General features: G+C 68.1%; 29 protein-coding genes. 19 read left to right on the top strand and 10 right to left on the bottom strand.

The genetic code is table 11. The annotated features are described in order from the left end of the window. Positions 1-88: 88 nt before the first annotated feature. Positions 89-475 carry a hypothetical protein gene (locus AC1DBL_RS05725; protein ID WP_441417674.1) on the top strand — a complete coding sequence of 129 codons (387 nt, stop codon included), beginning with the start codon at positions 89-91 and terminating at the stop codon, positions 473-475. 15 nt (positions 476-490) lie between these two features. Here the strand turns inward: AC1DBL_RS05725 and AC1DBL_RS05720 are convergent, their stop codons facing one another. Next, positions 491-817 carry a chorismate mutase gene (locus AC1DBL_RS05720; RefSeq protein ID WP_441417877.1) on the bottom strand — a complete coding sequence of 109 codons (327 nt, stop codon included), beginning with the start codon at positions 815-817 and terminating at the stop codon, positions 491-493. A 14-nt stretch (positions 818-831) separates the two neighbouring features. Between AC1DBL_RS05720 and AC1DBL_RS05715 the strand changes: the two genes are divergently transcribed. After that, entirely contained in the window at positions 832-1,254 is a 423-nt protein-coding gene (locus AC1DBL_RS05715) for a VOC family protein (protein ID WP_441417673.1), read from the top strand. On the opposite strand, the gene AC1DBL_RS05710 is transcribed toward AC1DBL_RS05715, so the two are convergent. Both AC1DBL_RS05710 and AC1DBL_RS05705 read right to left on the bottom strand, forming a co-directional pair. After that, complete coding sequence (locus AC1DBL_RS05710; RefSeq protein ID WP_476925653.1) at positions 1,251-2,402, bottom strand: hypothetical protein; 1,152 nt, start codon at positions 2,400-2,402, stop codon at positions 1,251-1,253. The two genes, AC1DBL_RS05715 and AC1DBL_RS05710, sit on opposite strands and share 4 nt — an antisense overlap. Before the next feature lie 206 nt (positions 2,403-2,608). Further along, positions 2,609-3,355 carry an SOS response-associated peptidase gene (locus AC1DBL_RS05705; RefSeq protein ID WP_476925652.1) on the bottom strand — a complete coding sequence of 249 codons (747 nt, stop codon included), beginning with the start codon at positions 3,353-3,355 and terminating at the stop codon, positions 2,609-2,611. 159 nt (positions 3,356-3,514) lie between these two features. On the opposite strand from AC1DBL_RS05705, the gene AC1DBL_RS05700 reads away from it, so the two are divergent. The 4 genes from AC1DBL_RS05700 (at position 3,515) to AC1DBL_RS05685 (ending at position 6,251) form a co-directional block, all read left to right on the top strand. Further along, on the top strand, positions 3,515-3,772 hold the full coding sequence (locus AC1DBL_RS05700) for a mycoredoxin (RefSeq protein ID WP_476925651.1): 258 nt from the start codon (positions 3,515-3,517) through the stop codon (positions 3,770-3,772). Between the two features lie 116 nt (positions 3,773-3,888). Beyond that, the gene (locus tag AC1DBL_RS05695) at positions 3,889-4,974 is read left to right on the top strand and encodes an S-(hydroxymethyl)mycothiol dehydrogenase (RefSeq protein WP_476925650.1); all 1,086 of its coding nucleotides are present in this window, start codon (positions 3,889-3,891) and stop codon (positions 4,972-4,974) included. Then, positions 4,971-5,618, top strand: coding sequence for an MBL fold metallo-hydrolase (locus tag AC1DBL_RS05690; protein ID WP_476925649.1), 648 nt, complete (start codon positions 4,971-4,973; stop codon positions 5,616-5,618). Before AC1DBL_RS05695 ends, AC1DBL_RS05690 begins: the two co-directional genes overlap by 4 nt. A gap of 126 nt (positions 5,619-5,744) precedes the next feature. After that, positions 5,745-6,251, top strand: coding sequence for a DinB family protein (locus AC1DBL_RS05685; protein ID WP_476925648.1), 507 nt, complete (start codon positions 5,745-5,747; stop codon positions 6,249-6,251). On the opposite strand, the gene AC1DBL_RS05680 is transcribed toward AC1DBL_RS05685, so the two are convergent. After that, positions 6,248-6,997: a lipoate--protein ligase family protein gene (locus tag AC1DBL_RS05680; RefSeq protein ID WP_476925721.1), complete on the bottom strand. Its 750-nt coding sequence runs from the start codon at positions 6,995-6,997 to the stop codon at positions 6,248-6,250. The two genes, AC1DBL_RS05685 and AC1DBL_RS05680, sit on opposite strands and share 4 nt — an antisense overlap. Before the next feature lie 16 nt (positions 6,998-7,013). On the opposite strand from AC1DBL_RS05680, the gene AC1DBL_RS05675 reads away from it, so the two are divergent. Further along, on the top strand, positions 7,014-7,397 hold the full coding sequence (locus AC1DBL_RS05675; protein ID WP_175320988.1) for a DUF2177 family protein: 384 nt from the start codon (positions 7,014-7,016) through the stop codon (positions 7,395-7,397). Between the two features lie 29 nt (positions 7,398-7,426). Here the strand turns inward: AC1DBL_RS05675 and AC1DBL_RS05670 are convergent, their stop codons facing one another. Further along, positions 7,427-8,230, bottom strand: a complete 804-nt coding sequence (locus tag AC1DBL_RS05670; protein WP_441417667.1) for a thioesterase family protein — start codon at positions 8,228-8,230, stop codon at positions 7,427-7,429. 205 nt (positions 8,231-8,435) lie between these two features. On the opposite strand from AC1DBL_RS05670, the gene AC1DBL_RS05665 reads away from it, so the two are divergent. The 10 genes from AC1DBL_RS05665 (at position 8,436) to AC1DBL_RS05620 (ending at position 19,336) form a co-directional block, all read left to right on the top strand. Beyond that, the gene (locus AC1DBL_RS05665) at positions 8,436-9,143 is read left to right on the top strand and encodes an endonuclease/exonuclease/phosphatase family protein (protein ID WP_441417875.1); all 708 of its coding nucleotides are present in this window, start codon (positions 8,436-8,438) and stop codon (positions 9,141-9,143) included. 135 nt (positions 9,144-9,278) lie between these two features. Then, on the top strand, positions 9,279-10,553 hold the full coding sequence (locus AC1DBL_RS05660; RefSeq protein WP_476925647.1) for an alkaline phosphatase family protein: 1,275 nt from the start codon (positions 9,279-9,281) through the stop codon (positions 10,551-10,553). After that, the gene (locus AC1DBL_RS05655; protein ID WP_441417665.1) at positions 10,550-11,746 is read left to right on the top strand and encodes an alkaline phosphatase family protein; all 1,197 of its coding nucleotides are present in this window, start codon (positions 10,550-10,552) and stop codon (positions 11,744-11,746) included. The genes AC1DBL_RS05660 and AC1DBL_RS05655 overlap by 4 nt, the downstream gene beginning before the upstream one ends. Before the next feature lie 98 nt (positions 11,747-11,844). Next, complete coding sequence (locus tag AC1DBL_RS05650; RefSeq protein WP_441417664.1) at positions 11,845-12,606, top strand: phosphatase PAP2 family protein; 762 nt, start codon at positions 11,845-11,847, stop codon at positions 12,604-12,606. 19 nt (positions 12,607-12,625) lie between these two features. Then, positions 12,626-13,375 carry a DedA family protein gene (locus AC1DBL_RS05645; protein WP_476925720.1) on the top strand — a complete coding sequence of 250 codons (750 nt, stop codon included), beginning with the start codon at positions 12,626-12,628 and terminating at the stop codon, positions 13,373-13,375. Between the two features lie 5 nt (positions 13,376-13,380). Continuing rightward, positions 13,381-14,055 (top strand): response regulator transcription factor, encoded by a 675-nt coding sequence (locus AC1DBL_RS05640; RefSeq protein WP_441417662.1) that lies wholly within the window; start codon positions 13,381-13,383, stop codon positions 14,053-14,055. Between the two features lie 7 nt (positions 14,056-14,062). Next, entirely contained in the window at positions 14,063-15,058 is a 996-nt protein-coding gene (locus tag AC1DBL_RS05635) for a sensor histidine kinase (RefSeq protein ID WP_441417661.1), read from the top strand. Between the two features lie 194 nt (positions 15,059-15,252). Further along, the gene (locus AC1DBL_RS05630; RefSeq protein ID WP_476925646.1) at positions 15,253-16,401 is read left to right on the top strand and encodes a cation:proton antiporter; all 1,149 of its coding nucleotides are present in this window, start codon (positions 15,253-15,255) and stop codon (positions 16,399-16,401) included. Positions 16,402-16,715: 314 nt separating this feature from the next. Further along, positions 16,716-17,558: an esterase/lipase family protein gene (locus tag AC1DBL_RS05625; RefSeq protein WP_441417874.1), complete on the top strand. Its 843-nt coding sequence runs from the start codon at positions 16,716-16,718 to the stop codon at positions 17,556-17,558. A gap of 107 nt (positions 17,559-17,665) precedes the next feature. After that, on the top strand, positions 17,666-19,336 hold the full coding sequence (locus AC1DBL_RS05620) for a SulP family inorganic anion transporter (RefSeq protein WP_476925645.1): 1,671 nt from the start codon (positions 17,666-17,668) through the stop codon (positions 19,334-19,336). Between the two features lie 21 nt (positions 19,337-19,357). Here the strand turns inward: AC1DBL_RS05620 and AC1DBL_RS05615 are convergent, their stop codons facing one another. The 3 genes from AC1DBL_RS05615 to AC1DBL_RS05605 all read right to left on the bottom strand — a co-directional run bounded on the left by AC1DBL_RS05615 (position 19,358) and on the right by AC1DBL_RS05605 (position 21,981). Next, positions 19,358-19,570, bottom strand: a complete 213-nt coding sequence (locus AC1DBL_RS05615) for a YegP family protein (RefSeq protein ID WP_441417658.1) — start codon at positions 19,568-19,570, stop codon at positions 19,358-19,360. Positions 19,571-19,693: 123 nt separating this feature from the next. Continuing rightward, positions 19,694-21,424: a DUF5671 domain-containing protein gene (locus tag AC1DBL_RS05610; RefSeq protein WP_476925644.1), complete on the bottom strand. Its 1,731-nt coding sequence runs from the start codon at positions 21,422-21,424 to the stop codon at positions 19,694-19,696. Next, positions 21,421-21,981 carry an LpqB family beta-propeller domain-containing protein gene (locus tag AC1DBL_RS05605; protein WP_476925643.1) on the bottom strand — a complete coding sequence of 187 codons (561 nt, stop codon included), beginning with the start codon at positions 21,979-21,981 and terminating at the stop codon, positions 21,421-21,423. Before AC1DBL_RS05605 ends, AC1DBL_RS05610 begins: the two co-directional genes overlap by 4 nt. A 103-nt stretch (positions 21,982-22,084) precedes the next feature. On the opposite strand from AC1DBL_RS05605, the gene AC1DBL_RS05600 reads away from it, so the two are divergent. Together AC1DBL_RS05600 and AC1DBL_RS05595 are read left to right on the top strand one after the other, a co-directional pair. Further along, positions 22,085-23,560, top strand: coding sequence for a DUF5129 domain-containing protein (locus AC1DBL_RS05600; RefSeq protein WP_476925642.1), 1,476 nt, complete (start codon positions 22,085-22,087; stop codon positions 23,558-23,560). Between the two features lie 85 nt (positions 23,561-23,645). After that, entirely contained in the window at positions 23,646-24,023 is a 378-nt protein-coding gene (locus AC1DBL_RS05595; protein WP_476908758.1) for a cupin domain-containing protein, read from the top strand. 34 nt (positions 24,024-24,057) lie between these two features. On the opposite strand, the gene AC1DBL_RS05590 is transcribed toward AC1DBL_RS05595, so the two are convergent. Further along, positions 24,058-25,251, bottom strand: a complete 1,194-nt coding sequence (locus AC1DBL_RS05590; protein ID WP_476892435.1) for a type II toxin-antitoxin system HipA family toxin — start codon at positions 25,249-25,251, stop codon at positions 24,058-24,060. Then, positions 25,251-25,448 (bottom strand): helix-turn-helix transcriptional regulator, encoded by a 198-nt coding sequence (locus AC1DBL_RS05585; RefSeq protein WP_349627135.1) that lies wholly within the window; start codon positions 25,446-25,448, stop codon positions 25,251-25,253. Before AC1DBL_RS05585 ends, AC1DBL_RS05590 begins: the two co-directional genes overlap by 1 nt. Between the last annotated feature and the right edge of the window lie 178 nt (positions 25,449-25,626).

Below are 25,626 nucleotides of genomic sequence, written 5' to 3'. Positions count from 1 at the left end.
ATCTTCGAACAATTCAAGTCTACGCCGGGCCCGGGACAAAACCTAGATGGGGGTGGACGGACGCAAGCGCAGGTAGCAGGATTGAGCTATGAGCTCCCATAGCGCACTCCTGAAGCACGTAAGCATCGCCGCCAAGGATTCAACCTTGGTGGCGAAGTTCGATATAGACGGGAATATCCCGAGTTCCGGGGCCTATGTGGTGGGGCTCGTGGCGGCCACCCCGGACCATTCGCACCAGCGCCGGATGGAAATCGAGTTCATGAACGGCGAGGCAGTTTCTTTCTTCTGTTTCAGCCATGACGGCACGGAAGAGAACTTCGACCTCAAGGGTGTGGAGCACTCCGGCAACACCATCACCGGCAACTTTCCGCTGAGCACGGTGATGGGGCTGGCCAAGGGCCATCTGATGACGGCCTACAGCGATTGTGAGGGCCGGGAGTACCAGGCCAACGTGCCCGTCGAAGAGTCGCTCTAGCTGAGTCGACCAGCCCTAGCTGGAAGCTTTGTAGACGTCCAGCTCAAGCCGGATGAAGGCATCGATCATGGCCCGGTAGGTCTGTTCGACGATCTCGGTGTCGATGTCCTTCTGCTCAGCCGTCGCCTTGACGTGTTCTAGGACCCGCTCCACGCGGCCGGGCGCCCGCACCTCGGCACTGTCCGCCTTCAGGGTGCCGGCAATCCGGATAAGCCGTTCGCGCCGGCCGATCAGCGCGACGATCTGTTCGTCCACCTCGTCGACCGCCACCCGCACGGCGGCGAGTTGTTCCTTATCGGCCTGGGCGTCTTTGGCGTCACGGTGATGTGTGGACATGTGCATGACAGTATCGAACGATGCAACCACGAGTCGACTTCATCTCATTGGGTGTCCGCAGCGTTGACGCCTCGCGCCGCTTCTACGTGGAGGGCCTCGGGTGGCCGGTCCACCGGGAGGTTTCCGGCGAGGTGCTCTTCCTGCAGGTCAACCACGGGCTTATCCTCTCGCTCTGGGACGCCGGGCAGATGCAGGCCGAGGCCGCCACCGATCCCCCGGCCGGCATCCCCTGCATCACCCTGAGCCACAACGTGGGCAGCGCTGACGAGGTGGACCAGGCGATGCGCCAGGCGGAGGCCGCCGGCGCCGTCGTCGTGGCCGCGCCGAAGACCCAGCCCTGGGGCGGCTATACGGGCTACTTCGCGGACCCGGACGGTTTCCGCTGGGAGGTCGCCTTCAACCCCACTTGGACGGTCGACGCCGGCGGCAAGGTCACGGTCTAGTCGCCGCCGATGACCTGGCTCGAAAACACTTCTGCAGACGGGCCGCCCGCTGCGACGAATTCTTTCAAAAGGGCAAGCCCCACTGAAAGCGGCAGGGAGAGTCTTCCCCGGTACTGGGGCTCGAGCATTGTTTCCGGCGACGATCCCCATTCGCTCGGTTCACCCACAAGCCTGGTGAATGTCCGTCCGCGAACGAACGGTCTCTCGAGTTTCCCCGTCATCCGCTGTTCCAGAACGTGCGAGTCCACGGAGAGCAAACTCAATGTCATGAGTTCGGGACGCGCCGCCTTTTCAAGCCAGCGTCCGAAGCCTAGGAAGTAGCTCTCTTGGATCTCATTGGCCAGAACTCCAGCTTCTTCCTGCAACTCACGGTTGGCCCCGTTGGCCGCCAGTTCCGCCAAGGGAAGCGAAGCGCGGCCCTGAAAATCCTTGGGCTCCAGCGCACCCGAGCCACTCGGAGCCAACTGACCGCCGCTGTTTAGGTTATGAATTCCTTGATCCACTATGAGCAGCTTGCCATCGCTCGTGAATGCCATGACTGAGGTCCCCACCACGTTTACAAGCCATGAGTCGTGGAAGTCCCTGAGCGCCCCGCGTCGGGTAATGAAAAGCCTTCGTCCGTGGTCTTCGGTGAAACGACCGGCCTGGCTTACGTCGTGGAGCGCAAGCTGGTCCGTTGCGATGTGCTGAAAGTAGGTTGCGGGCTGAAAATCTATCCAGCGAGGCAGCTCAGACGCAGCCGGCCCTACCCCAACGTTCGAGTTCCATCCAAGGATAGGCCCGTCAAAGACATGCCTAACCTTGATCTTGTCGTCGAGAAAGCGTTGGCCGAGGGCGCTCAGGGACGGGGGCATCGTGAACGGTTTGGATTCCAGTCGCGCCTCCAGTCCGTCCTGTATGGCCGAGCTCACCAAGTCGTCCGAGAGGAAGGATCCGTGCGGGAACTTGCGATAGGTGAACCGACCGTGGCTGCTAGTCGTCGGCACGAAACTTTCGAAGGAATCGCTAATGCGCGGTTCAAACACCGTCGAGGCAACGGAGCGACGGTGGGCACGCACCTCCATGTACAACAAGGCAAATGAGATTGCCGCCAGGAGCACGTTGATCCATTCCGGGATGGTAATCCATACGCCGAGAAGGCCCATCACAGCGAGTACGGTGCTTAGGATGATCCACCGCAGCCCACTCGCTTTTCGCCTTATTCGAAAGACCGCGGTAGCCGACTCACGACCCAAAATTGTCACCATTGCCCCCCATGGCAGAACCAGATTCTAATCGAGTCAAATGTACCTTTGTCTCGGCCCTGCAGAGCCAAACATGGCCGGGAACGGAGCCAAGCCTGCCGGCCCGTCCGCTAAAACAGGCTGCCGACCGGCTCGATCAGCTCCGGGGAGTCATTCTTGACGTTCCCGACGGCGGTGCCGACGGCGTCGATCCTCCAGCCCTCGGCGACGTCGTGCGCGCCGGCGCGGACCAGCCCAACCAGCGCGGCGGCGTCTTCCGCCTGCGGATCCAGCCAGGTCTCCATGGTCCTGCGGTCCATCGGCAGCGGGACGCGGTCGTGCAGGGCCGTCAGTTCCGCCAGCATGCCGTCCGCGTAGCCCTCCGGCGGAGAATCGGTGGTGAGGATCGACGTCGAGAGCAGCCAGCGCCCCGGGTCCCCCTCGGTCTTTGACGGGTCCTTCCACCATTCATAGAGGCCTGCGAAGACCACCGGGCTGCCGTCCTTTGGGTGCACGTAGTACGGCTGCTTGCCGCGGCCCTCGCCCTTCCACTCGTAATAGCCGTCGGCCGGAACGGCGCAGCGGCGGGTGCGGGTGGCCTTGCGGAAGGCCGGCTTCTCCAGCACGCTCTCGCTGCGGGCGTTGATCATCTTCGAGCCGATGCCGGGGTCCTTGGCCCAGGACGGCACCAGTCCCCAGCGGGCAATGTGGAGCTGCCGCACGAGTTCACCGTCCACCAGCCGCTCAAGCAGGATCGGCACGTCCGCGGTCGGCGCGACGTTCCAGGACGGTGGAATCACCACCTCTTCCTCGAGTTCGGCGTCGAATTCTGCCAGCAGGTCCCCGACGGCCCGGGCCATCACGTAGCGTCCACACATGGCACCAGCATGCCACCGCGGGCCGCCCAGCGGGAATAGAGCAGGGAATAGCGGGCCCCGGGTTACCGTTATTGGGAGTGACATACGACTTTTGTCGGCAACGGCGATGCCACCCATCATCGCCAACCAGCGCCGTCAACCTGCCTTGAGGAGAACTTCGTGGACTTCACCCCCGATTGCGGCACCATCACCATGTTTTCGACCACCTGGTGCGGCTACTGCAACCGGCTGAAGAAGCAGCTGGACGCGCAGGGCATCGGATACACCGAGATCAACATCGAGGAAGTCGAAGGCACCGCCGAACTCGTGGAGCAGCTCAACGGAGGCAACCGCACGGTCCCCACCGTGCTCTTCCCGGACGGCACCGCCGCCACCAACCCCTCCGCGGCCGAGGTCAAGAGCCGCCTCGCGGCCTAACGCCACTTTTTCAGGACACCCCCCAAACCACTTACGGCGCGGACTCCCGGCTCACCCCAGGGGCCCGCGCCGTGCCGCTTCCCGCCACGGAAGCGGTGATGAAAGGAGCCAACCCCATGGTCCACGAAGTCAAAGGCGCAGTAGTCCGTTCCAAGAACGCACCCGTCACCCTGGAGACCATCCTGGTCCCTGACCCCGGACCCGGCGAGGCCCTGGTGGACATCCTCACCTGCGGTGTCTGCCACACCGACCTGCACTACAAGCAGGGCGCCATTAACGACGACTTCCCGTTCCTGCTCGGCCATGAGGCCACCGGCGTGGTTAGCGCCGTCGGCCCCGACGTCACCGAGGTGGCTCCCGGCGACCGGGTGGTGCTGAACTGGCGAGCCGTCTGCGGCGAGTGCCGGGCCTGCCGCCGCGGCGAGCCGCAGTACTGCTTCAACACGCACAACGCGACGCAGAAGATGACGCTGGCGGACGGCACCGAGCTCACCGCCGCGCTCGGCATCGGCGCCTTCGCCGAGAAGACCCTCGTCGCCGCCGGCCAGTGCACCAAGGTGGACCCCGACGCCGACCCCGCCGCGATCGGCCTGCTCGGCTGCGGCGTGATGGCGGGCCTCGGCGCCGCGATCAACACCGGCAACGTCCAGCGCGGCGATTCCGTCGCCGTCATCGGCTGCGGCGGCGTGGGCGTGGCGGCCGTCGCCGGTGCCGCGCTCGCCGGCGGCACCACCGTCATCGCGGTGGACATCGACGCCAAAAAGCTCGAACGTGCCAAGGAACTCGGCGCCACCCACACGGTGGACTCTTCCGCCGTCGACCCGGTGGAGGCGATCCGCGAACTGACCGGCGGTTTCGGCGCCGACGTCGTGATCGACGCCGTGGGACGGCCCGAGACGTACAAGCAGGCCTTCTATGCCCGCGACCTCGCCGGCACCGTGGTCCTCGTGGGTGTCCCCAGCCCGGACATGACCCTGGAACTGCCGCTGCTGGACGTGTTCGGCCGGGGCGGCTCGCTGAAGTCCTCCTGGTACGGCGACTGCCTGCCGTCGCGCGACTTCCCCATGCTTATCGACCTGTACCAGCAAGGCCGGCTGGACCTGGACGCCTTCGTCACGGAACGGATCACCATCGACCAGATCGAAGACGCCTTCGAGAAGATGCACTCCGGGGCCGTCCTCCGCTCGGTGGTGGAACTGTGAGCGCCGGTTCCGGAACCGGACTGAGGATCGAGCGGCTGGTCACCTCGGGCACGTTTTCGCTCGACGGCGGCACCTGGGACGTGGACAACAACGTCTGGCTCGTCGGTAATGACCGGGAGTGCGTGGTGATCGATCCGGCCCACGACGCCGCCGCCATCGCGGCCGCCGTCGCCGGCCGGAAAGTCACAGCCATCCTGCTCACCCACGGCCACGACGACCACATCGCCGCGGTGGGCGAGTTCCGCGGCCTGGTCAACGCGCCGGTCTGCCTCAACCGGAACGATTGGATGCTCTGGGACCGGGTCTTCCCGGGAACCGAGCCGGATCACGGCATCGACGACGGCGACACCTTCGACGTCGGCGGCGCGCGGCTGGTGGCGCTCCACACCCCGGGCCACTCGCCCGGCTCCGTGAGCTTCTACCTGGCCGCCGAGGGCACGGTCTTCACCGGCGACACGCTCTTCCAGGGCGGCCCGGGCGCCACCGGCCGGTCCTTCAGCGACTTCCCCACCATTGTCGAGTCGATCAAGTCCAGGTTGCTGACGCTTCCCGCGGACACGGTGGTCCGCACCGGCCATGGGGACTCGACCAGTGTGGGCGCCGAAGCGCCGCAACTTGAGGATTGGATCGCGCGGGGGCACTGACGTCCCGGTGTTCCGTCATGGGCTGGCCCCGGCCGAAGTCGCGGACGGGGCCAGCCCATGGTGGGGCGGGATGCGGTAAGGGCAGGCCTGCGGGCGCCCGGCTGCAGGGTATTAGGCTGTGGACCCATGAGCACTTTCCCCAGCATGGATCCCGGCATCTTCGCGGCCGACCTTCGGGTGCAGTTCGACGCCTTCCTGGACGAGCACCGGACCTCACTGCACGACTGCCTGGATGGGATGAGCGAGCACGAGGCCCGGGCCTCCCGGGTCCCCTCGCGCACCACGCTGCTGGGGCTGGTCAAGCACGCCACGTTCGTGGAAAAGGTCTGGTTCGACGAAGCCATCACGCGCCGTAGCCGCCAGGAGATCGGCATACCAGCCACCCCGGACGAGTCGTTCATCCTGGACGACAGCGACACCATCGCAAGCGTCCAGGCCGCGTACCGGCTGGCCTGCGCTGAGTCGCGCGAAAGGACCCGGCCGCTGGGGCTGGACGACCTGGTCACCGGAAACCGGCGCGGGCCGCTCCCGCTGCGGTGGGTGTATCTGCACATGCTCCGGGAACTCGCCCAGCACTGCGGGCACGCCGACATCCTGCGCGAGCAACTCCGCGCGGCGCGCGCCCCAGGCTAATCCAGCAGGCTGTCGAAGTCGCCGTAGTCCAGGGTGGCGTAGCGGCCGTACGCGCCCAGCACGGCGGCCTCGATAGCGTCCACGCCCAGGTGCGGGACAAGATCGTTGACCGCCCCCGCCGTCGCCGGGTCCCAGTCCAGGCCCAGGGCCGCGTAGCTGGCTTCGAGCACGGCCTTGATCGGCGCTGAGTTCTGCACGATGATCACCGAGCTGAACAGCCAGCCGCCGGAGACCACGCGCTGGGCGGTGCCAATGAGTTTGAGCCGGCGCTCAGGGGCCAGCGGGTCCTGGCCGTGCACGCTGAACTCGCCGGGGCAGTATTCGCCGGGGATCTCCCCGACGGCGGCCTCCACCCCGGCGTCGCGCAGTGCCTGCGCCAGCAGTTCGCCGAAGAAGGAAAAGCGTCCCTTCGCGCCCGCGATCGCATCGGCGTCCGGCTCGAGATGGTCGATCACCAGCGTTCCCCCGTGGTACGCGGCAGCCCGTCCGCCTGCCTTCCGGACCAACGGCTCGAACCCGAGCTCGCGGCAGGCCCGCGCCGCGGCGTCGAAGCCCGGCAGGTGCGTGTCACGCTGACCGAAGGCCACGGTGGGCGCCGGCCGGTAAAGCCGCAGCATGGGTCCCACCGCGCCGGTCTTCACCCGCTGCAGCAGCTCCAAGGCGAGGTCCAGATCCTCCGCGGCGCCGAGGGAGTGCTCCTGCCGGAACGCCGTCAGGCTCCGGGGTCCGGCCGCGGCCTGCTGCATGTTGTTATGCTCCCTTATGGTCATTCTGCAATTCCTAGTGGTAGCCGCCGCGTTCGCCGTCATCGACGCCGTCTGGCTCAAGTCGATGAACAAGTTCTACCGCCGGCACTTGGGCCACCTGATGGCCGACAAACCCCATCTAGGGTACGCCGTGGTGTTCTACGTGCTCTACATTGCCGGGATCGTCTTCTTCGCCCTCCGCCCGGCCCTCGACGGCGGCAGCTGGCTGACCGCGCTGGGATACGGCGCCGCCCTCGGCGGGTTCGCCTACGCCACTTACGACCTCACCAACGCCGCGACGCTGAAGAACTGGCCGCTGGCGATCGTCGTGGCGGACATCCTTTGGGGCGCGTTCCTGACCGGCCTGGCCACAACCGTCGGCTGGCTCGTCTTCCACTGACCGGACAGTTTCCCTGCCGGGGCACTCGACTAGCTTTTGCGCAGCGTCAGGATCTGCTCGGCCCGCCCGAAGGGGCCCTGCAGATCGTGCAGCACCGTGGAGGTCAGGCCGATGCCGTCCGTGCCGAAGGACACCTCGTTGTCCAGGCCCAGCCACTCCCCCTCCGGGCGCCGGTACATGTGGATCTGCAGGTCCAAGTTGGGAAATGCATAGCTGCCCTTGCCCGGCGGAACCCGGGCGGCAATCCCGTTGGCTGTGTCGACAAGGCCGATCAGACGGGCCAGGTCGCTGCTGTCCGCCCGGTCCGTGAGCGGGTGGTCGGTGTGCAGCCAGACGGTCCCGGAGCCGGCGCGGTGGCCCTCGGCGATGCGCATCTTGAGCGAGGCGATGTACCCGCCCGGCCAGACCGTTGCGGCGTCATAGGGCTCACAGTCGTCCGGTGCCGGGATCCTCGGGTCTTCGAAGGCGGCGATGGCCGAGGTGTCGGAGGTGATCATGCGCCACGCCGTCGCCCGGATCGCCACGCGGCCGCCGGCCACGAGTTCGGCCTGCAGCAGTTCAATGGTCCGGCCCGGGCGCAGCGTGGTGGTGGTGACCTCAAATTCGCCGCCGGGGATGAGGCCCAGGATCTCGTAGCTGATCCGCGCCATCCGCATGTCGTCCCGCGGTTCGTGCCGGGCCAGGCAATCGGCCATAATGCCGGACGCCGGCGCCATGTGCTGTTCGTGCACGTTCCACGCGCCCTGGGCGTGGATGGTGGAGCGGAAACGACCGTCCCCCAGCACCTCGTAGTAGAAATCGCCCTCGGCCAGCACGGGTAGTTCAGCAGTCAACGTCGACCCTTTCGCAGCAACAATCAGAGAATCCCAACCACCTTATCGCCTCGGGCCACCACCGCTTCAGCGCGCCATTGCGGCGGCGGTTCCACGGAGCGGCCCGGGCAGTCACCCGGCCAGTCTGGTCCCGTCCGATCCGCCGGACTGGGTAGACTCGGGAGCAGGTTTACCCCGACTATTGCGCGAAGAGGTGCTCCCCCTGATCCGAGTTATCAGCTACAACCTCCGCAAACACAAGGCCAGCGGCGAACTGGAGGCTTTGGCCAGCGGCTATGAGATCGATGCGCTCTGCCTCCAGGAGTGCGACACCGAAGACCTGCCCGAAACCATCGGCGACCTGCACCTCGCGGATGCCACGAGAGGCAACCGGCTGGGCCTGGCCATCTACTACCGCAAGGACCGTTTCACCGCGTACGAGACCAAGACGTTCGCCCTGAAGAAGTCGATGCATGACCGGGTGCTGGCACCCGCGCACGAGCGGCTCATCGGCACCCGGGTGGTCGACAACGAGACGGACCACGACCTCGTCATCGCCTCTTTCCACGCGGCGCCCCTGACGGCGTCGAACTCGCTGCGCCGGAACCAGATCCACGCCGCGCACGCGGAACTGCTCAGCATGGGCGGCGGGCTGATGACACTCATGGTGGGCGACTTCAACTACCCGTTCTTCACCAAGTACCTCACGGAACAGATGAAGGACGCCGGCTACGAGCTCTCCCTCAGCGACCGGCGGACGTACACCCGGTACAAGGTCTTCAAGGGCCACTTCGACTTCGCCACGTCCCAGGGCCTCATGATCGAGAACGTCGAAACGCTGCCGCGCGGCGCCTCCGACCACCTGCCCATCCTGATCTCGGCCGAGTACGGCCAGAACGCGCCCGGGATGCCAGGCGGCACCGCGCCAGCCTGACCGTTGCCCGGCGGAAGTCCGGGGTCCTGCCCGGATTTCCGCGGCGGTACCGGACCGCCAACACACGGTGAACAGTTCGTGAACCAGCCCCGAAACGGGCCGGGGCCGTAACCTTTCCGTGATCTACTTCTGGGCGTGAACTTAACACGACGTAACTTCATGACCGCCGCCGGCACGGCCCTGGCCGCCAGCACCGCCACGGCCCTGGCCACCGGCAACGCTTCCCGGGCCGCAGCCGCGGCGACGCTGCCTGCACCCGGTGCCTCCGGCATCGACCACATCATCGTGGTGATGATGGAGAACCGCTCCTTCGACCACTTCCTCGGCTGGATGCCGGGGGCCGACGGGAAACAGTCCGGGCTGAGCTTCACCGACCGCTACGGCATCCCGCACTCCACCCACCACCTGACAGACTTCCAGGGCTGCGGCCACCCGGACCCTGACCACTCCTACGAGGGCGGCCGGATCCAGTTCAACAACGGGAAGAACAACGGCTGGCTCCAGGCCGGGGAGAACGACGAGTTCGCCGTCGGATACTACGACGCCGCCGACCTGGACTTCTGGCGGCAGGCCGGCCCCGGCTGGACGGTCTGCGACCAGTACTTCGCCGCGACCATGGCAGAGACCTACCCCAACCGGTTCTACCAGCACGCCGCAGCCACCGACCGGGTCCATAACTCCACGGTCACCAGCACCCTGCCGACCATCTGGGACCGGCTCGCCGCCGCAGGGGTATCCGGCAAGTACTACTACGGCGACATCCCCTTCACCGCGCTCTGGGGGGCCAAATACCAGGGCATCTCGCACCATTACTCCGAGTTCCTTACGGACTGCTCCGCCGGGACCCTGCCCGCGGTGTCCTTCGTGGACCCGCGGTTCACCGACGAGGGCTCCGGCACCTCGGGCGATGACCACCCGCACGCGGACATCCGCTCCGGCGAAACGTTCCTGGCCGAGGTTTACAACGCGGTCACCTCCGGTCCCGGCTGGGCCAACACCCTGCTGGTGGTCAACTACGACGAATGGGGCGGCTTCTACGACCACGTAGCACCGACGACGGCCCCGGACACCAGTGCCGCCGCGGCCCTGCGCGGCTTCCGGGTCCCCTCCCTGGTGGTCTCTCCCCGCGCACGACGCCGCTACGTCGCCCACGACGTCTACGACCACACCTCGGTCCTCAAGGCCATCGAATGGCGCTGGAACCTCCCGCCACTGACGCCGCGGGACAGGGCCGCCCGCAACATCGCCGAAGTCCTGGACTTCGCCACACCGGCAAACCTGGCCGCGCCCAAATACCTTGTCCCGCCCTTCGTGGCCGGACCGGCCTGCACCCCCGTCGGCCCGCCGCCGGCCGAGGAATGGTCCGGACTGAAAGAGAAAGCACTCGCCGACGGATGGAAGCTCCCGTGAACCCCACCACCCCTACCGCATCCGCACCGACCTCCGCACCCCGGCCGCGTAGCCGCCGCACGCTCAAGCGCTTCGCCGCCGCCGCGCTGCTCGTACTGGCCGCCGCGGCGCTCAGCTACGGCCCCCAGGCCGGCACGGCGGCCACGCCGGCCAACGCTGCCCCGGCCGGCACCACCGCCGGCCAGGGCTACCTGCCCGGGGCCCAGCACGTCTTCGTCATCAACCTTGAAAACAAGGGCTATGACAAGACCTGGGGCCCGGCGTCGGCAGCACCGTATCTCTCCCAGACGCTGCGCAGCCAGGGAGTCCTGCTGAACCAGTACTTCGGAACCGCGCACAACTCGCAGCCCAACTACGTGGCGCAGATTTCGGGGCAGGGACCGAACCCCCAGATGCAAGCCGACTGCCAGAGCTACACCCCCTTTGCCGGCAGCGGAACGGCCAGCCCGGGCCAGGCCGTCGGGGACGGCTGCGTCTTCCCGGCCAGCGTCCCCACCGTCGCCGGCCAGCTGACGGCCGCCGGGAAGACCTGGAAGGGGTACATGGAGGACATGGGCACCCCGTGCCGGCACCCGGCGCTCGGCGCCGTCGATGACACCCAGAAAGCCAAGGTCGGCGACCAGTACGCGGCGCGCCACAACCCGTTCGTATACTTCGCCGGGATCACCGGCTCGCCCGACTGCGCCAAGAACGACGTCGACCTGGCCGCCCTGAAGACGGACCTCGCCTCCGCCGCCACCACCCCGAACCTGTCCATGATCACTCCCAACCTCTGCCACGACGGACACGATTCCCCGTGCGTGGACGGGCAGCCGGGCGGCCTCGCCAGCGCCGACGAGTGGCTCAAGCAATGGGTTCCGGCCATCACCTCCTCCCCCGCGTTCAAGCAGGACGGGGTCCTGGTCATCACCTTCGACGAGTCCGACGGGCCGCAGAGCGACGCCAGCGCCTGCTGCGGCGAAGGCCCCGGGCCGAATGCGCCGCTGCCGGGCATCACCGGCATGGGCGGAGGCCGGGTCGGTGCCCTGGTCCTCTCGCCGTTCACCAAGGGCGGCACCTGGTCCACCACGCCGTACAACCACTACAGCCTGCTCGCCAGCATCGAAGACACCTTCGGGCTGCCCTACCTGGGCTACGCCGGGACACCGGGCCTGAACCGCTTCGGCCTGGACGTCTACAACGCCGGGTCCTAGGACATCCGCGGCCAGTTCTTAAGCGTTTCTTAAGAGCCCCGCGGAAGAGTTGATCAGGACGCGTGACCGCGCGCCGCCGACTCGAGCCGAAGGATTCCATGACTGGGCCCGCCACTGACGACCGCACTGCACCGTCCCGCCTGCCCGACAATCGGGCCGCTGCCGGACCAGGTTTTTGGACCCTCCCCCAGGCCAGGCACTGGCTGGTGGTGGGCGCGCTGCTGTGCGCGGCCGTCATCGCGCTGGGCCTGGCGGTGCAGCTGGTGCCCGGCGACACCTCCGCCGAGCTGGGCGTGGACCAGGGTCTCAGCCGGCACCACGGCGCGGCGCTGACCGCCGTCGCGATGGGCATCAACGTGTTGTTCGGTCCGCTGGTAGGGCTCATGCTGGTCGGCGTCGTCTCCGTTTACCTCTGGCTGGTCCGCCGTGACCTGGTCAAGGCCGTGGCCTTTGGCTTGGTCGCCTGCTCCGGCTGGGTGGCCAGCGAAGCCTTCAAGCTCCTCATCGCCCGGCAACGGCCGGATCCGAAGCTGCTCTTCGACCCGCTGGCGCCGGAGACGGGCTCCAACAGCTTCCCCTCGGGCCACGTCTCCTTCGCCGTCGCGCTCGCCTTCGCCCTGTATTTCCTGGCCCGCGGAACCCGCTGGTCCAAGGCCGCCGCCGTCGCGGGTGCGGCCATGGCGCTGGTCGTGGCCTGGTCGAGGCTCTATGTCGGCGTCCACTACCCCACCGACGTCGCGGCCAGCTTCCTGGCCGCGAGTGCCGCGGTGGTCCTGCTCACCGGACTGTGGAACCGGTTCGCGCCCCGGATCGTGGAGCGCCTGCCGGCCGCCCCATTCCTCCCTTCACACCGACCCTAAGGACGTGACCGTGCACAGCATCCTGTCTTCGGGACTGGCCCCTGCCCTGGCCGCCGCGGCCGGAACCCCCTCCCTGCTGGACCCGGCCAGCCTGCTCGCGGGGCTCGGACCGGCCGCGCTGGGCGTCATTGCCGCCATGGTGTTCGTTGAGTCCGGGGTCCTGTTCCCGTTCCTGCCCGGCGATTCCCTGCTCTTCACGGCGGGGCTGCTGCATCAGCAGCTGCACCTGACGTTGCCGGCGCTGATCGGCGTCGTGACCGGGGCCGCCATCGCCGGTGACCAGGTTGGCTACATGCTGGGACGCAGCTTTGGCCGGAGATGGTTCAAGGATGACGCCAGGGTGCTGAAGACGGCCCACCTGACCACCACGGAGGACTTCTTCCGCCGCCACGGGGGCGCCGCCGTCGTGCTTGCCCGCTTCGTGCCGATGGTCAGGACCTTCGCGCCGCTCACCGCAGGCATCGGCCGCTATGGGTACAAGTCCTTCACCCTCTGGAACATCGTCGGAGCCCTCGCGTGGGCCACGTCCGTGACTTTGCTGGGCACCTGGCTGGGACACTACGAGATCATCGCCAAGAACATCGACGTCATCGCCGTTGTCATGGTCCTCGTCTCGGTGGTGCCCTGGGTGATCCAGTTCCTCAGGCGCCGGCGGAGCAACCGCCGCGCCGCTGCTGCGGCCGCTCCGGACGAAGCAGCCGGTGTAGACGGAACTGGACACGACACGGCCGGGGGCGTGCTGGCCGGGAAGACCGCCACGGAAGAATAGGCTCCATGACCACCGCTGACCGGCCGTCCCTGCTGCTCGTCGAGGATGACCCCGCCCTGGGCCCGATGATCGCCGAGCTGCTGGAACCGGACTACCGGGTCCGGCTGGTCGCCAACGGCCAGGACGGCCTGCATCTGGGGCTGACGGAGCCCTGGGACGTCATGGTCATCGACCGGGGACTGCCCGTGATGGACGGGATCAGCGTGATCGCTGCCTTGCGGTCCAAGGGCATAGCCGCACCGATCCTGATTCTGACGGCGCTGGGCGACCCGGACGAAAAGGTCCGGGGGCTCGACGCCGGCGCCAACGATTACGTCACCAAGCCGTTCGACGCCGGCGAACTGGCGGCACGGCTGCGCGCGCTGACGCGCACCTTCGCCCGGCCCGCCGGCCCGGTGAGCATCGGCGACTGGGAACTCGATCCGGCGTCGCGCTCGGTCCGCTCTGTGTACGGAGGCCAGGTGTCCCTCACCGCGAAGGAGGCCGAGGTGCTCGGGGCACTCGCAGCCGAGCCCGGCAGGGTCTTCACCCGTGACGAACTGCTCGCAGGCTTCTTCCACGCCACCGACCAGCCCGGCGTGATCGACACCTACGTCCACCACCTGCGCCGGAAGATCGCCAAGACCGTCATCCGCACCGTCCACGGCGTCGGCTACCAGATCGGCGACGCCAATGACTAGGAAGCCAATGACCAAGGAAACCGTGCCGGGGGGAACGCCGGACCAGTCCACCCTTCGCAGTGCCTCGCTCAAGGTGGCGGTGCGGATCAGCGCCGCCTGCGCGGTGATGGTGGTCTGCCTCCTCGCCGTCGCCGCCGTATATCTCATGAACAAACTGGCCCATCCGGAGTTGCCGCCCGCCGCGGCTGCCGGGACTTACGCCTACCTGGATTCCAGGGACCTGCTGGAGGCGATGATCATCGCCGGGGTGGCCGGAATCGCACTCGCCGGCCTCGTGGGCTGGCTCAGTGCCCGCAGCGCCATCCGCCCGCTGGGCGAGGCGCTGGCCCTGCAGCGCCGCTTCGTCCAGGACGCCAGCCACGAACTGCGCACGCCGCTGGCCATCCTGGACACTAGGATCCAGCTCGCGCAGCGCGATGCCGCGCCGGACTCCCAGCCGGGCCGGAACCTGGCCCGGATCCGCGAGGACGCGGCCACGCTGACCGGAATCGTCAACGAACTGCTGCTGGCCGCTACGGCCGCGGCACCCGATCCCGGCGCGGAGCCCGTCGAACTGGCCGACGTCGCCGCTTCAGTCGCTGAGAGCCTCCAGCAACTGGCGTCGGCGAACGGGGTGCGCCTGGACTTCGCCGCTCTCGGCCGGCCACAGGCCAGGATTGAGCAGAACGCCCTGCGACGCGCGGTGCTGGCGCTCGCGGACAACGCCCTCGCCCACACGCCGCCCGGCGGGCGCATCACCATTTCAACGGGTGCGGAGCAGGACCGGGCCGTCATTACCGTCGCAGACACGGGGACCGGGATCAGCGGCGTCGAGCAGGACCGGATCTTCGAGCGCTTCGTCAGGACCCCCAACGCCGACGGTGCCCGAAGCCAGCGCAGCTTCGGTATCGGTTTGTCCCTGGTCCGTGAGATTGCCATGGCCGCCGGCGGCACGGTTGAGGTGGCCCGCACCGGGGCCGAAGGAACCGTCATGAAGATCGTCCTTCCCGCCGCCGGGCGCTGACGCCGGGGCGCGGGCGTCTCATTCGGGGGCGCCGGACCCCCGACGGACTAGTCTCATTCCATGGTGAAACACCCCAGAATGAGGGCCGCGGCGGCTTCCGTCATCTGGCTGCCTGAACCGGCGGCACAGGCGCCCGCCGCACAGGTGCCGGGGGCGCTTGCGCCGTCAGCGCCGCCCGCCGGGTTGCGTCCACGGTGACGTTCCTGTCCCTGGCGCTGATCGCCGTCGTCGCCCTCGCCGGGCCCGTGCTCGCACTGCCGGTCCGCTGGCGCCTGCCGGTGGTCCTGGGCGAGCTGCTGGCCGGCGTCGTGATCGGCCGGACGGGGCTCTCGCTGGTCGATCCGGGTGATCCCACCTTCAGTCTGCTGGCAAACATCGGCTTTGCGCTGATGATGTTCGTGGCCGGAACGCATGTGCCCGTCAGGGACCCACAGATCCGCTCCGCCTTGGGAAAGGGATCGGGCAGGGCCGCGGTGGCTGCCGGCGCGGCCGTGGTCATCGGAACCGGCATGGGCCTGGCCTTCGGTACCGGCCATGCTCCGCTCTATGTGGTGCTCCTGGCGTCATCGTCAGCCGCACTGGTCCTCCCGATCGTCGACTCCCTGCGCCTGGGCGGACCGAAGGTGGTGGCAATGACGGCCCAGGTTGCGATTGCCGACATCGCCTGCATCGTCGCGCTGCCACTGGCCGTGGATCCGCCGAACGCCGGCCGCGCCGCGCTGGGGGCGCTCGCGGTGGGGGTCGCGGCCATGGCGCTCTTCTTCGCGTTGCGCGCCCTGGAGCGGAGCGGCACCCGGCAGCGCATGCACCGGCTCTCCGAGGAGCGCAAATTTGCCCTGGAGCTGCGAATCCAGCTGACCCTGCTTTTCGCGCTGGCCGGAGTGGCCAACTTCGGCCATGTCTCCGTGATGCTGGCAGGCTTCTCGTTCGGTCTGGTGGTGGCCGCCGTCGGCGAACCGAGGCGCCTGGCCCGCCAGCTTTTCGCCGTCAGCGACGGATTTCTCGGCCCGATTTTCTTTGTCTGGCTGGGCGCGTCCCTGAATCTGCGCGATCTCGCCGGCCACCCGGACATGGTGGTCCTGGGACTCTCCCTGGGGACCGGGACGGTGCTGCTCCATGCCGGCCTGAGAGTGGTCGGACTTCCCCTTCCGCTGGGCGTTCTCTCGGCGGCCCAGCTGGGGGTGCCGGTGGCAGCTGCCAGCATCGGCACGCAGCTGAACGTGCTGCTGCCCGGCGAGGACGCCGCCCTGCTCCTCTGCGCCTTGGTGACCATAGCCGCCAGCAGCCTGGCCGGATCGCAGGCGGCCAAGACCTTCGCCCAACCTTTGAAAACCGGAGACTGAAGCCGGAGACGGCAAGAGCAGTAGCAGCCAGCGGCACTGGGCCAGGGCCGGAAAGGCGCATATGTGCAGCCGCGCTGTCCTGTTACCGGGAAGTACCCTCATGCGGCGAGAAACCGCTGCACAAACGTGCAGAAAAGTCCGCACGTCGGGAAGAGCTATCTAGCGTGAAGGGGTGGACGTGAGCCGGATCACAAGGGGGGCGGTCCCTAACTCACCTCCATCTACACAGACCCCTCAGTGCCGAGGGGCCCAATCGAAGAGGTACTTCCGTGTCCCAGCCCAGCACATCTGCCCGAACCAAGCGCGCCAAGGCCATGTCCGCCGCGGTGGGTGCAATCGCCCTCCTCTGCGGATCCCTGGCGGCTGCACCCGCGGCTAACGCCGACACCGTCGACGTCTCCCCTCCCGGTGCAAACGACTGGTCGTGCAAGCCCACGACGGCGCATCCCTACCCGGTGATTCTGGTACCCGGCACCTTCGAAAGCATGGCAAAGAACTGGGCGACCATGGCGCCGGCCCTCAAGAGTGAGGGCTACTGCGTCTACGCGCTCAACTACGGTTCGACCAACGGCATCGACGCCACCGGCCCGATCGCCGACTCCGCGGCGCAGCTTGCCCCGTTTGTCGACGCCGTACTGGCCTCGACCGGGGCGAAGAAGGCCGACCTGGTGGGACACAGCCAGGGCGGCATGATGCCTCGTTACTACATGGGATTCCTGGACGGCGCGGAAAAGGTCAACCATCTGGTCGGCATCGCCCCGTCCAACCACGGCACCCAGGGGCTGATAGCTCCGGCACCGGACTCCGTGCCGCCCGCTACCTCCCTGGGCGGCTCCAACTGCCAGGCCTGCGCTGACCAGCAGGCGGGCTCGCCGTTCCTGGCCAAGCTGAACTCGATCGGGGATACCGTGGCGGGGCCGGCATACACGGTCATCTCAACGACGCACGATGAGGTGGTGACGCCGTATCAGAGCCAGTTCCTGGCCGGGTCAGCGCAGCAGGTCACCAACATCACCATCCAGGACAAGTGCCCGGCGGATGTGATTGAGCACGACCAGACGCCCAACGATCCGGTCGTTCAGCGGCTCGTCTCCAACGCGCTCGGGCGCCCGGCCGGTCAGCCGGCCGACCCCGCCTACCAGCCAAGCTGCGTTTAGGTGGGGGTCGGGCCGGCCGGCCGACGTAGAATCGAGCATGAAGCGCGCCCGCTCGTCACCGGCCTGGAACTGAGCCGGCCGCCGTGCGCCGCCGCTGGATCGGAAGTGTGCCGCCCGGCCTCAAGATTGTCCTCGGCTACCGGCGCTCCTGGCTGAAGTCCGACCTGGCTTCGGGCGCGGCCCTGAGCGCGGCATTGATCCCGGCCGGCATGGCCTACGCCGAGGCCTCGGGCCTGCCCGCCGTCACCGGTCTCTACGCCTCGGTGGTTCCCCTGCTCGCGTACGCCGTGTTCGGCCCCTCGCGGGTGTTGATCGTCGGGCCGGACTCCTCCCTCGCACCGATGATCGCCGCGGCGATCCTCCCACTGGCGGGCGGGGCGTCCGGCCACGCCGTGGCCCTGGCCGGGGTGCTTTCGCTGCTGATAGGGGCGATGCTGATCGTTGGCCGGTTCCTCAAACTCGGTTTTGTCACCGGCCTGCTGTCCAAGCCCATCCGCGTGGGCTACCTGAACGGCATAGCGCTCGTCGTAATCGCCAGCCAGCTGCCCAAGCTGTTCGGCATCCCGGCCGACGCCGGTTCACTCGCCGGCAGCCTTGGCGGTACGGGGCGGGCACTGCTCCAGGGCGCCGCTAATCCGCTGGCACTGTTGTTCGGCGCCGGCACCATCGCGGTCGTCCTCGGCTGCCGGGCGCTGCCGTGGAAAGTCCCCGGTGTGCTGCTGGCGGTGCTGGCTTCCATGGCTGTCACCGCCGCGGCCGGGCTGGGCGGGGCCGTTCCGGTGGTTGGCGCCCTCCCGGCAGAGCCTTCGGTGCCCGCGCTTGGCAGCGTCCGGCCGGAGGAAGTCCTTGCCCTGCTGGGGCCCGCGGCCGGCATCGCACTGATCGCCTTCGCGGACACCTCAGTGCTCTCGACGAGCCTCGCGCGCCAGCGCGGCACCCGCGTGAATGGGAACCAGGAAATGGGCGCACTCGGCTTCGCCAATGCGGCCTGCGGACTGTTCGGCGGTTTTCCGGTTTCCGGCAGCGCGTCCCGCACCCCGATCGCGCTTGAGGCCGGGGCGCGCAGTCCGCTCAGCGGCGTCATCGCGGCAGCCCTTGTGGTGCTGTTCATGATCTCCGCGCCCGGGATCACGGCGTTCCTGCCCTCCAGCACCCTGGCCGCCGTCGTGATCCTTGCGGCGGCCTCGATCGTTGACGTCAAGACCCTCGTGCGGCTGATCAGGATGAGCCGGACCGAAACGGCGCTGCTCGTCACGACGTTCCTCGGCGTCGCCTTCGTGGGCGTCCTCGAGGGCATCATGGTCGCAATCGGCCTGTCCCTGATCGCTTTCGTCCTGCGCGCCTGGGACCCTTACCGCACGGAGCTGGCCAGTGTTGAGGACCTGCCCGGCTACCACGACCTCAGCCGGCACCCGGAAGGCCACCGGGTGCCGGGGCTGGTGATTGCCCGCTTCGACGCCCCGCTGTTTTTCGCCAACGGCGCGGTGTTTGCCGAGCACATCCGCACGCTCGTGGCGCAGGCCCCCGGACCCGTACGGTGGGTGGTGGTGGCGTCGGAGGCCATCACGGACCTCGACACGACTGCCCTGGATGACCTCGTGGAACTCGACGACGAACTCGCCCGGAAAGGCATCAGCCTGGTGTTCGCCGAGATGAAGGGGCCGATCAAGGACCGGCTCATCCGCTTCGGCGTCAGCAGCCGGTTCGGCCCGGACCACTTTTTTCCCACGGTGCACAACGCCGTGCGTTCCTACCGCAGGGAATTCGGACTTCCGTGATCCGGGCCGGCGGGTCCTGGCCTAGCCGGCTACCCCGGTGATGCTGCCTGCGGGCTCTTCGGTGAGGTCAACGACGTCGGCCCCGGCGTTTTTCTTGACGGATTCGACTCCGCCCATGGCGCTGGCCTTGGACTTGTAGCTCTGCGAAGACGCCACTACCTCGCCGTTGGCAGCCTTGAGCCGGAACCGGAACCCACCGGACTTGTCCTTGTACACTTCGAATTTTCCAGCCATGTCGCACCCCGACTTCTTCGTCGATAACCACGGCCGGGCGGCCGTTAATCGACAGGCTACTGCCAACCCTGGAGGACCGGCCAGAGACCCGCCGGGCGGTGTCGCCGGCTGCCCGCAACCGGCTCAGCCGCGCAGCGGTATGACGTCCACGCTGCCGCCGGTACCCGTGATCACGAGCACGCGCTTGGCGCTTACCCCGGCGAGGGCTTCGGCCAGCCGGCCGCCGGGATCCCCCGCGGACACGCCGGCCTCGGACAGGCCGACGCCGGGCGCGCCGGCGTCAGGCACGCCGGCGGCAGGCACGGCGCCCGCCGGTACGGGCACGGCGATGTCGTCCCGGCTCCAGACAGTCACCGCGGCCCCCGTGAGCTCCTCGACGGCGCGGCGCAGCGGCTCCGGGTCGGGGCCGGCCACAAGGATCACGTGCCCAATCGTCCGTTTCCGGCCGAGCCCCGCGGCTGCCGGCCGGGACCTGTCCTGCCGCCAGACGGCAAAGTGGTAGCCGGCGGCCAGGCCCGTGGCCACCAGCAGGCCCAGCGGTGCGCGGATCCTGTCCACCAGGCTGCCGCCGGTTACGTCGCCCAGAAAATATTCGAAGACGCGGTAACCGACCACCAGGAGGGCAATCAGGGCCACCACGGCGCTGAGGCCAAACACCGCGATGAGATAGACGCGCCGCCCGAGCGGGACAGCGCCTTCAAGCCGGTGCTGCCTCGCCGGCCGCCACGCAAGCCACCAGACGCAGCCGCCCACGGCGAGGGAACTGATGCCGCCGAGCAGCAGGGTGCGGGCGTTGCCTCCGGCCAACGGCGACACCGCGATGGAGAGGGCCGCGTTCACGATCACGCCGACGCCGGTGGCGGCCGCCGCCAGGGCCACACCCGAGGTCACCAGCGCCCCTGCCTGACGGGTCCGTTCGGCGCGGCTGACCGCAATGGTCCGGTAATAGCGCCAGACCAGCGAGCCGACGGCGGCCGACGCGATCGCGACGCCGAGGGGCGCAAGCAATTCCATCAGGGCGTCCTGCCGGTCAAACGCCAGTCGCAGCAGGACAAGAAGGACGGTCCCGGCCCCGCCCAGGGCGAGCAGGCCCGCCGCCAGCACACCGACGACGACAAGCCCCACATCGGCGAACCCGCCCCGGAGCCGGCGCGCACCACCCCGGACCCAGTGCCACCACCAAACCAGGCCCCCGCCGGCCGCCCAGACCAGATCCTGCAGGGTGGACTGCCACCACGGGTCAACGGTCGACGTGAGCTCCATCGATCCGCGGATAGCGACGTCCAGCAGGCCGCCAAAGGCCGTCACCGCGGCGCCCACTCCGACGCCCAGCCCGAAATACGTGCCGATGACGGCCGGCACGTTCGCAAGCTCGAGCGGGCTCCGCGCCCGATGCCGCCACATCCAGCGGTGCCACACCCACACTAAGGCCCAGACCAGGCCGACGGAGAGCGGCGACCGCCACTCCGGATTCGCGTCGGCGATGAACGAGGCCGCCATCGCCAGCAGGGACGTCGCAAAGAGGATCAGCGAAATCGTGTAAACCGCGGCGACGTAAAGACCCCACGACGTGGCCGCCCGCTCCGCTTCCTCGTCCAGCCGCCGCCAGACGAACCACCAGAGCAGCGCGGCGAGCGGGCCGCCGATCAGCGTGAACGCCAGCGACAACGCCAGCCCCGCGACCCCTTCTCCGGCCAGCACCTGGCCGGAGCGCAGCAGCCGTTCCAGCAGGCCGCTGAGCCCGTTGGCGGCGATCACCACGAGGGCAAAGAGCAACACGAAGACCACCAGGCGGCGGACCTTCGCCTGCGCCGACCCCGCCGCAGGGCCGGTGGGCACCCTGGTGGCGCTCACTTTTTCAACACCCCGCCGGCGCAGGTCTGGAGGCTGTATGGCAGATCGTTGATCATCCACTTGCCGGCATCCTTCACCAGGCCGATGACGGCTTCCTCGGCGTATTCGGAGGGGCCGAACGGCCCCTCCGACGCCGAGTGCACCACCGAGACTTTCACCGTGGCGGTGTCCCCCCGCTCCGAGGTGGAGATCAGGACCACCCGGCTGGCCTGGGCACTGCCGTAGAAGTTGGCGCAGCGGGACCGGGCGGCGTCGGTGAGGTAGGCGTCCGCGGCAGCGGTGTCCGCGTCGATGACGGCCCTGCTGTAGCGCTGCACCACTCCGGCCGGGGACGACTCGTCCAGCGGCTGCGGCTCCCCGCGAAGAAAGACCACGGCCAGCGCCACAGCCACCAGCACGGCGATCGCAGCCACGATGCCGAGCAGCACCCGGTCGGGCCGGTGCCGTTCCGGGACCGGGGCCCGGACCGCGGCGGGTCCCGGGACCTGATCCTTGCCGCGCGGGCCGTCGCTGCTTGCTGTGGCCGGTCGTTCGGGGCCGTTCGGCGGCTGACTCATGCCGTCAGTATGGAGGGGCCGCGATGCCCCGTCACGGTGTCTTTCGGCCCTTTCAGCGCCCCCACGGCTCGACGACGCTGGCAGCAGACACTACTCTCAGGCGATGGGGATCATGCGGAAAATCATTGGCCCGAAACTGGCGGGCGCCCTGCTGCTGCTCATCGCCCCGTTGGCCATCCTGTTGGGCGCCGCGCCGGCGGCGCTCGCCGTCCCGCCAGCCGACGTCGTCGTGGAGGACCGGGCGGGGGTCCTGGACCGCAACGCGCTGATCCCTGCGGTGCAGAAGATCGAGTTCTACGAGCCCACCAAGGTCGCCGTCTACACGTACAAAGGCAGCGCGGCGGACAACCTCAACGAAGAGGTGCTGCGCTTCGCCCGCGCCGAGCACCCGGACTGGATCAGCAAGGACGGGCAGAAATGGGCGGACGGCCTCTTCATCTTTGCGCTGGATCCGGTGGGCCGGCACGTCGGAACGTACATGGGCGAGGACCGGAAGGTATCCCTCGAGCAGCGCTCTGACATCCAGGACGCCGCCAAGGAACTGCTGCGCGACGCCCAGTGGACGGAAGGGACCATTGCGGGCATTCGGCGCGGCGCGGAGCTGATCAACCAGCCGTGGTATCGTTCCACCGCCTTCCTGGTCACGGCCTGGGGCGTTGTGGGGGCCGCGGTGGCCGCTGCGGGCACCTGGTTGCTGGTGCGCTGGCGGACCCGAGTGGGCAGCCGCAAAGAGATCGCCCGCGGCGACGCGAACTATGCCAACGTGAGCATGGATCTGCAGGTGACCGAACTCAATGCCAGCACCATCCCCGAGTCGTCGCGGTACGGCAGCACCGTGCTGGAGAAGCACCGCACCTTCCTGAGCCGCTACAACACGGCCACCGGGCTCTCGAACCAGGTGCATGCCCTGACGCCGCGGCAGCTGGGGCGCCGTTCCAGCCTGTCGCTGGCCCGGCAGTACACCGATGCAGCCGCCGAACTCGATGCCCTGGATGACGTCATCGCCGACACGAACGCACTGCTGAACCGCGGGTCCATTTGGGCGACGGCGTGGGACCGGCAGCTCGCCCCCTTCCGCAGCGACCTGGCGGGGATCGAGGGCATGCTCGCCAAGAGCCACGGTGAGGGCGATTCCGCCACTGCCGCCGCACTCCGTTCCTTCCGCGACCGCAGCCAGCGGGACATAGAACGCTGGACCGCGGAACTTTCCGACGGCAGCATCACCCCAGAAACCGCGCTGGACCGGCTGCGCGACGCCAGGACCGAGCTCTCAGAGCTGCTCAAGAGCCACGCGGACACGGTGATCGCCGGCTTCGCCCGGAACGAGCGCGAGGCCAAGCTCATGCGCAAGGAAATGGAGGAGGCCCAGGCGGGGACCGGCAAGAAGCAACGGCGCAGCTACGAGCCCAGCATCCTGGGCACGGTGTATCCCTCTTATTACTTCTTCTCGGTCCCCACTTTCAACAGTGGTTTCAGCACCGGCGTCAGCAGCGTCAGCTCCGCCAGGGGCGGTTCCACCACAGGATACGGCGGCAGCGGCGGCAGCTTTTCCGGCTCCGGGAGCTCGTCCAGCTTCTAAGAAATGTGTATCGACAACGGGCGGCCAAGCGAGGACGCTTGGCTCCGTAAGCAGTTAAATTCCCTGATAGGGAAGAGGGAGTGCCATGACCACAAATGTTGTAACCCAGCTGCAGGTGAAGTCCCACAACTCGCCCGATGAGAAGCGCCGTCCGGACAAGACCGAGGTCGACATCGTGTCCGTCGGCGACTACACGATCGGCCGATTCAGCTTTGAGCCGGGATGGCGCTGGTCCGAATGCATCAAACCCGTGGTGCACACTGATTCGTGCGAGAACAGCCACGTGGGGTTTTGCGTGTCCGGCAAGCTGACCGTAGAGACCACCGACGGCGGCCGCATCGACATCGCCGCGGGAGATTCCTACACCATTCCCCCGGGCCACGACGCCTGGGTTGAAGGCGGAGACCCGTTTGTCGGGGTCGAGTTCCTGAGCGCGGCCACCTTCGCCAAGGGCACGGAATAGGGCGCGGCCGGGCCTAGACCTTCCATGTCCTGGTTCAGGCGTTGATCTCCTGGCGCCTGAACCGCAATTCCCGCTGCGCTCCGCGCAGCGGGGAACCCGAGAACGGCAAGTCTTCGAGGCGGATGGCGTCCGCTGCCGCAAGCGCAGTGCGGTTGGCGCTCTCCGCGGCCCGGCGCGGCAACCCGAGTGTGTCCGCGAATTCGGCCCAGTGCCTGGCCTTGAGGTTCCGGGTCTTGCCGGCGACGGGGAGGGCCAGCGTCTCGTCCCCGTACAGCAGGGTGCAGGGAACGTCGTAGACGGGGGCCATCGCGAAACCGGCGGGACCGCCCAGGATGGCCAGGTTCTTGGCGTGAAGGTCGCCGTTTCCGGTCAGCCACGCGAAGAGGAACTGGAGGTACAGGTTGCGGCTGGCAACCACCGGCGCCTTGCACATCCGGGCCAGCGCGGCCGCAACATCCTCCGACGCCACGCCGTACTTGGACGCCGGCGGGAGGCCCAGCACCTGGGTGCCGTCTTCGAGCGGCAGCCGGTGCCATGCGCCGTCGGCCGTCTTGACCCGGTCAAACCTTTCGACGAGGAGTCCGGGCAGGCCGTTCCGGTCGGCAATGACGGAGCTTTTTGCGACGGCGATCTTCAGCGCCTTCGCACCTTTCAGGTGGGCGGCCTCGTTTTCCACCAGGTGCGGGTGTTCCGGCGGATCGAGTTTCAGCAGGTAGCGGTGTCCCCGCAGGGCCAGCGGAGTGGTCAGCATGGAGGCGCTGGTCTTGCGCTGTACCCCCGGGATGCCGTGCAGGTCCACGGTGTTGGCGAGGAAGGAGAAATCCAGTTCTTCGGGCCGTGAGGTATCGGCCAGGGCCGCCGGTTCCGCCGGGGGCTCTCCGGCCGGAACGACCTGCACGTCGCCGGGAACGTCCGCCCCGACGGCGAGCAGCAGGGTCAACTCGTCGTCGAAACTCGTTTTGGTGGCGTTCTTCAGCACGGTGAGCCGGTGGCCCTCGGGGAGGAGTCCGGCAAAGAAGGCGGGCAGCGCCCCGGCGGGGGCTTCCACTGCCACCTCGGACGGGGGCAGGGAGATGGCGACGGCGGGGTGGCCGCCTGCGAGGTAGTCGGGCCGGTAGGAGAACCGCACTCCCCCGGTGCCGGTCCGTGCGAGGTGGCCGGCCAGGCGGCCGTTCTTGTAGACGTCGGCCGCCCTGACGAACCTCAGGTCCTGGAGTTCGGCCGGCATCAGCCCACCGCGAGTTTCAGGCCGAGCACGTTCGCCACCGCCACCACAGCCTGCAGCGACGGGTTGCCGCTCCCGGTCTCGATGGCGCGGACGGTACGCTCCGAGGTGCCGGCCAGGTGCGCCAGGTCCTCCTGGGTCAGCCCGGCCTCCTTGCGGGTCCGGCGGATCCCCTCGGCAATCGCCGCCACGTCGCTCACTGGCACTCCCCTTCGCTGCGCGCACACCATGCCGCGGCCTGATGTCCCGGCTTCGCCATATCGGCATCATTTTGCCGATCCCTCAGCAGGGCTCTCCTAATAGTGTCCGAATATTACCCATTCGGCAACATACTGCCGAAATTGGTTTGTCGCGAGCCTACGGCACGAGCTTGGAGTC

The sequence above is a fragment of the Arthrobacter sp. 10T44 genome (genome assembly GCF_056393885.1).
This window is presented reverse-complemented; position numbering and strand designations above follow the sequence as displayed.

What these genes read in the sequence shown, in the direction of transcription:
- AC1DBL_RS05725 (WP_441417674.1), top strand. Translation starts at nt 89, where the DNA reads ATGAGCTCCCATAGCGCACTCCTGAAGCACGTAAGCATCGCCGCCAAG.
- AC1DBL_RS05720 (WP_441417877.1), bottom strand. Translation starts at nt 817, where the DNA reads ATGCACATGTCCACACATCACCGTGACGCCAAAGACGCCCAGGCCGAT.
- AC1DBL_RS05715 (WP_441417673.1), top strand. Translation starts at nt 832, where the DNA reads ATGCAACCACGAGTCGACTTCATCTCATTGGGTGTCCGCAGCGTTGAC.
- AC1DBL_RS05705 (WP_476925652.1), bottom strand. Translation starts at nt 3,355, where the DNA reads ATGTGTGGACGCTACGTGATGGCCCGGGCCGTCGGGGACCTGCTGGCA.
- AC1DBL_RS05695 (WP_476925650.1), top strand. Translation starts at nt 3,889, where the DNA reads ATGGTCCACGAAGTCAAAGGCGCAGTAGTCCGTTCCAAGAACGCACCC.
- AC1DBL_RS05685 (WP_476925648.1), top strand. Translation starts at nt 5,745, where the DNA reads ATGAGCACTTTCCCCAGCATGGATCCCGGCATCTTCGCGGCCGACCTT.
- AC1DBL_RS05680 (WP_476925721.1), bottom strand. Translation starts at nt 6,997, where the DNA reads ATGCAGCAGGCCGCGGCCGGACCCCGGAGCCTGACGGCGTTCCGGCAG.
- AC1DBL_RS05675 (WP_175320988.1), top strand. Translation starts at nt 7,014, where the DNA reads ATGGTCATTCTGCAATTCCTAGTGGTAGCCGCCGCGTTCGCCGTCATC.
- AC1DBL_RS05650 (WP_441417664.1), top strand. Translation starts at nt 11,845, where the DNA reads ATGACTGGGCCCGCCACTGACGACCGCACTGCACCGTCCCGCCTGCCC.
- AC1DBL_RS05640 (WP_441417662.1), top strand. Translation starts at nt 13,381, where the DNA reads ATGACCACCGCTGACCGGCCGTCCCTGCTGCTCGTCGAGGATGACCCC.
- AC1DBL_RS05635 (WP_441417661.1), top strand. Translation starts at nt 14,063, where the DNA reads ATGACCAAGGAAACCGTGCCGGGGGGAACGCCGGACCAGTCCACCCTT.
- AC1DBL_RS05625 (WP_441417874.1), top strand. Translation starts at nt 16,716, where the DNA reads ATGTCCGCCGCGGTGGGTGCAATCGCCCTCCTCTGCGGATCCCTGGCG.
- AC1DBL_RS05615 (WP_441417658.1), bottom strand. Translation starts at nt 19,570, where the DNA reads ATGGCTGGAAAATTCGAAGTGTACAAGGACAAGTCCGGTGGGTTCCGG.
- AC1DBL_RS05605 (WP_476925643.1), bottom strand. Translation starts at nt 21,981, where the DNA reads ATGAGTCAGCCGCCGAACGGCCCCGAACGACCGGCCACAGCAAGCAGC.
- AC1DBL_RS05600 (WP_476925642.1), top strand. Translation starts at nt 22,085, where the DNA reads ATGGGGATCATGCGGAAAATCATTGGCCCGAAACTGGCGGGCGCCCTG.
- AC1DBL_RS05595 (WP_476908758.1), top strand. Translation starts at nt 23,646, where the DNA reads ATGACCACAAATGTTGTAACCCAGCTGCAGGTGAAGTCCCACAACTCG.
- AC1DBL_RS05590 (WP_476892435.1), bottom strand. Translation starts at nt 25,251, where the DNA reads ATGCCGGCCGAACTCCAGGACCTGAGGTTCGTCAGGGCGGCCGACGTC.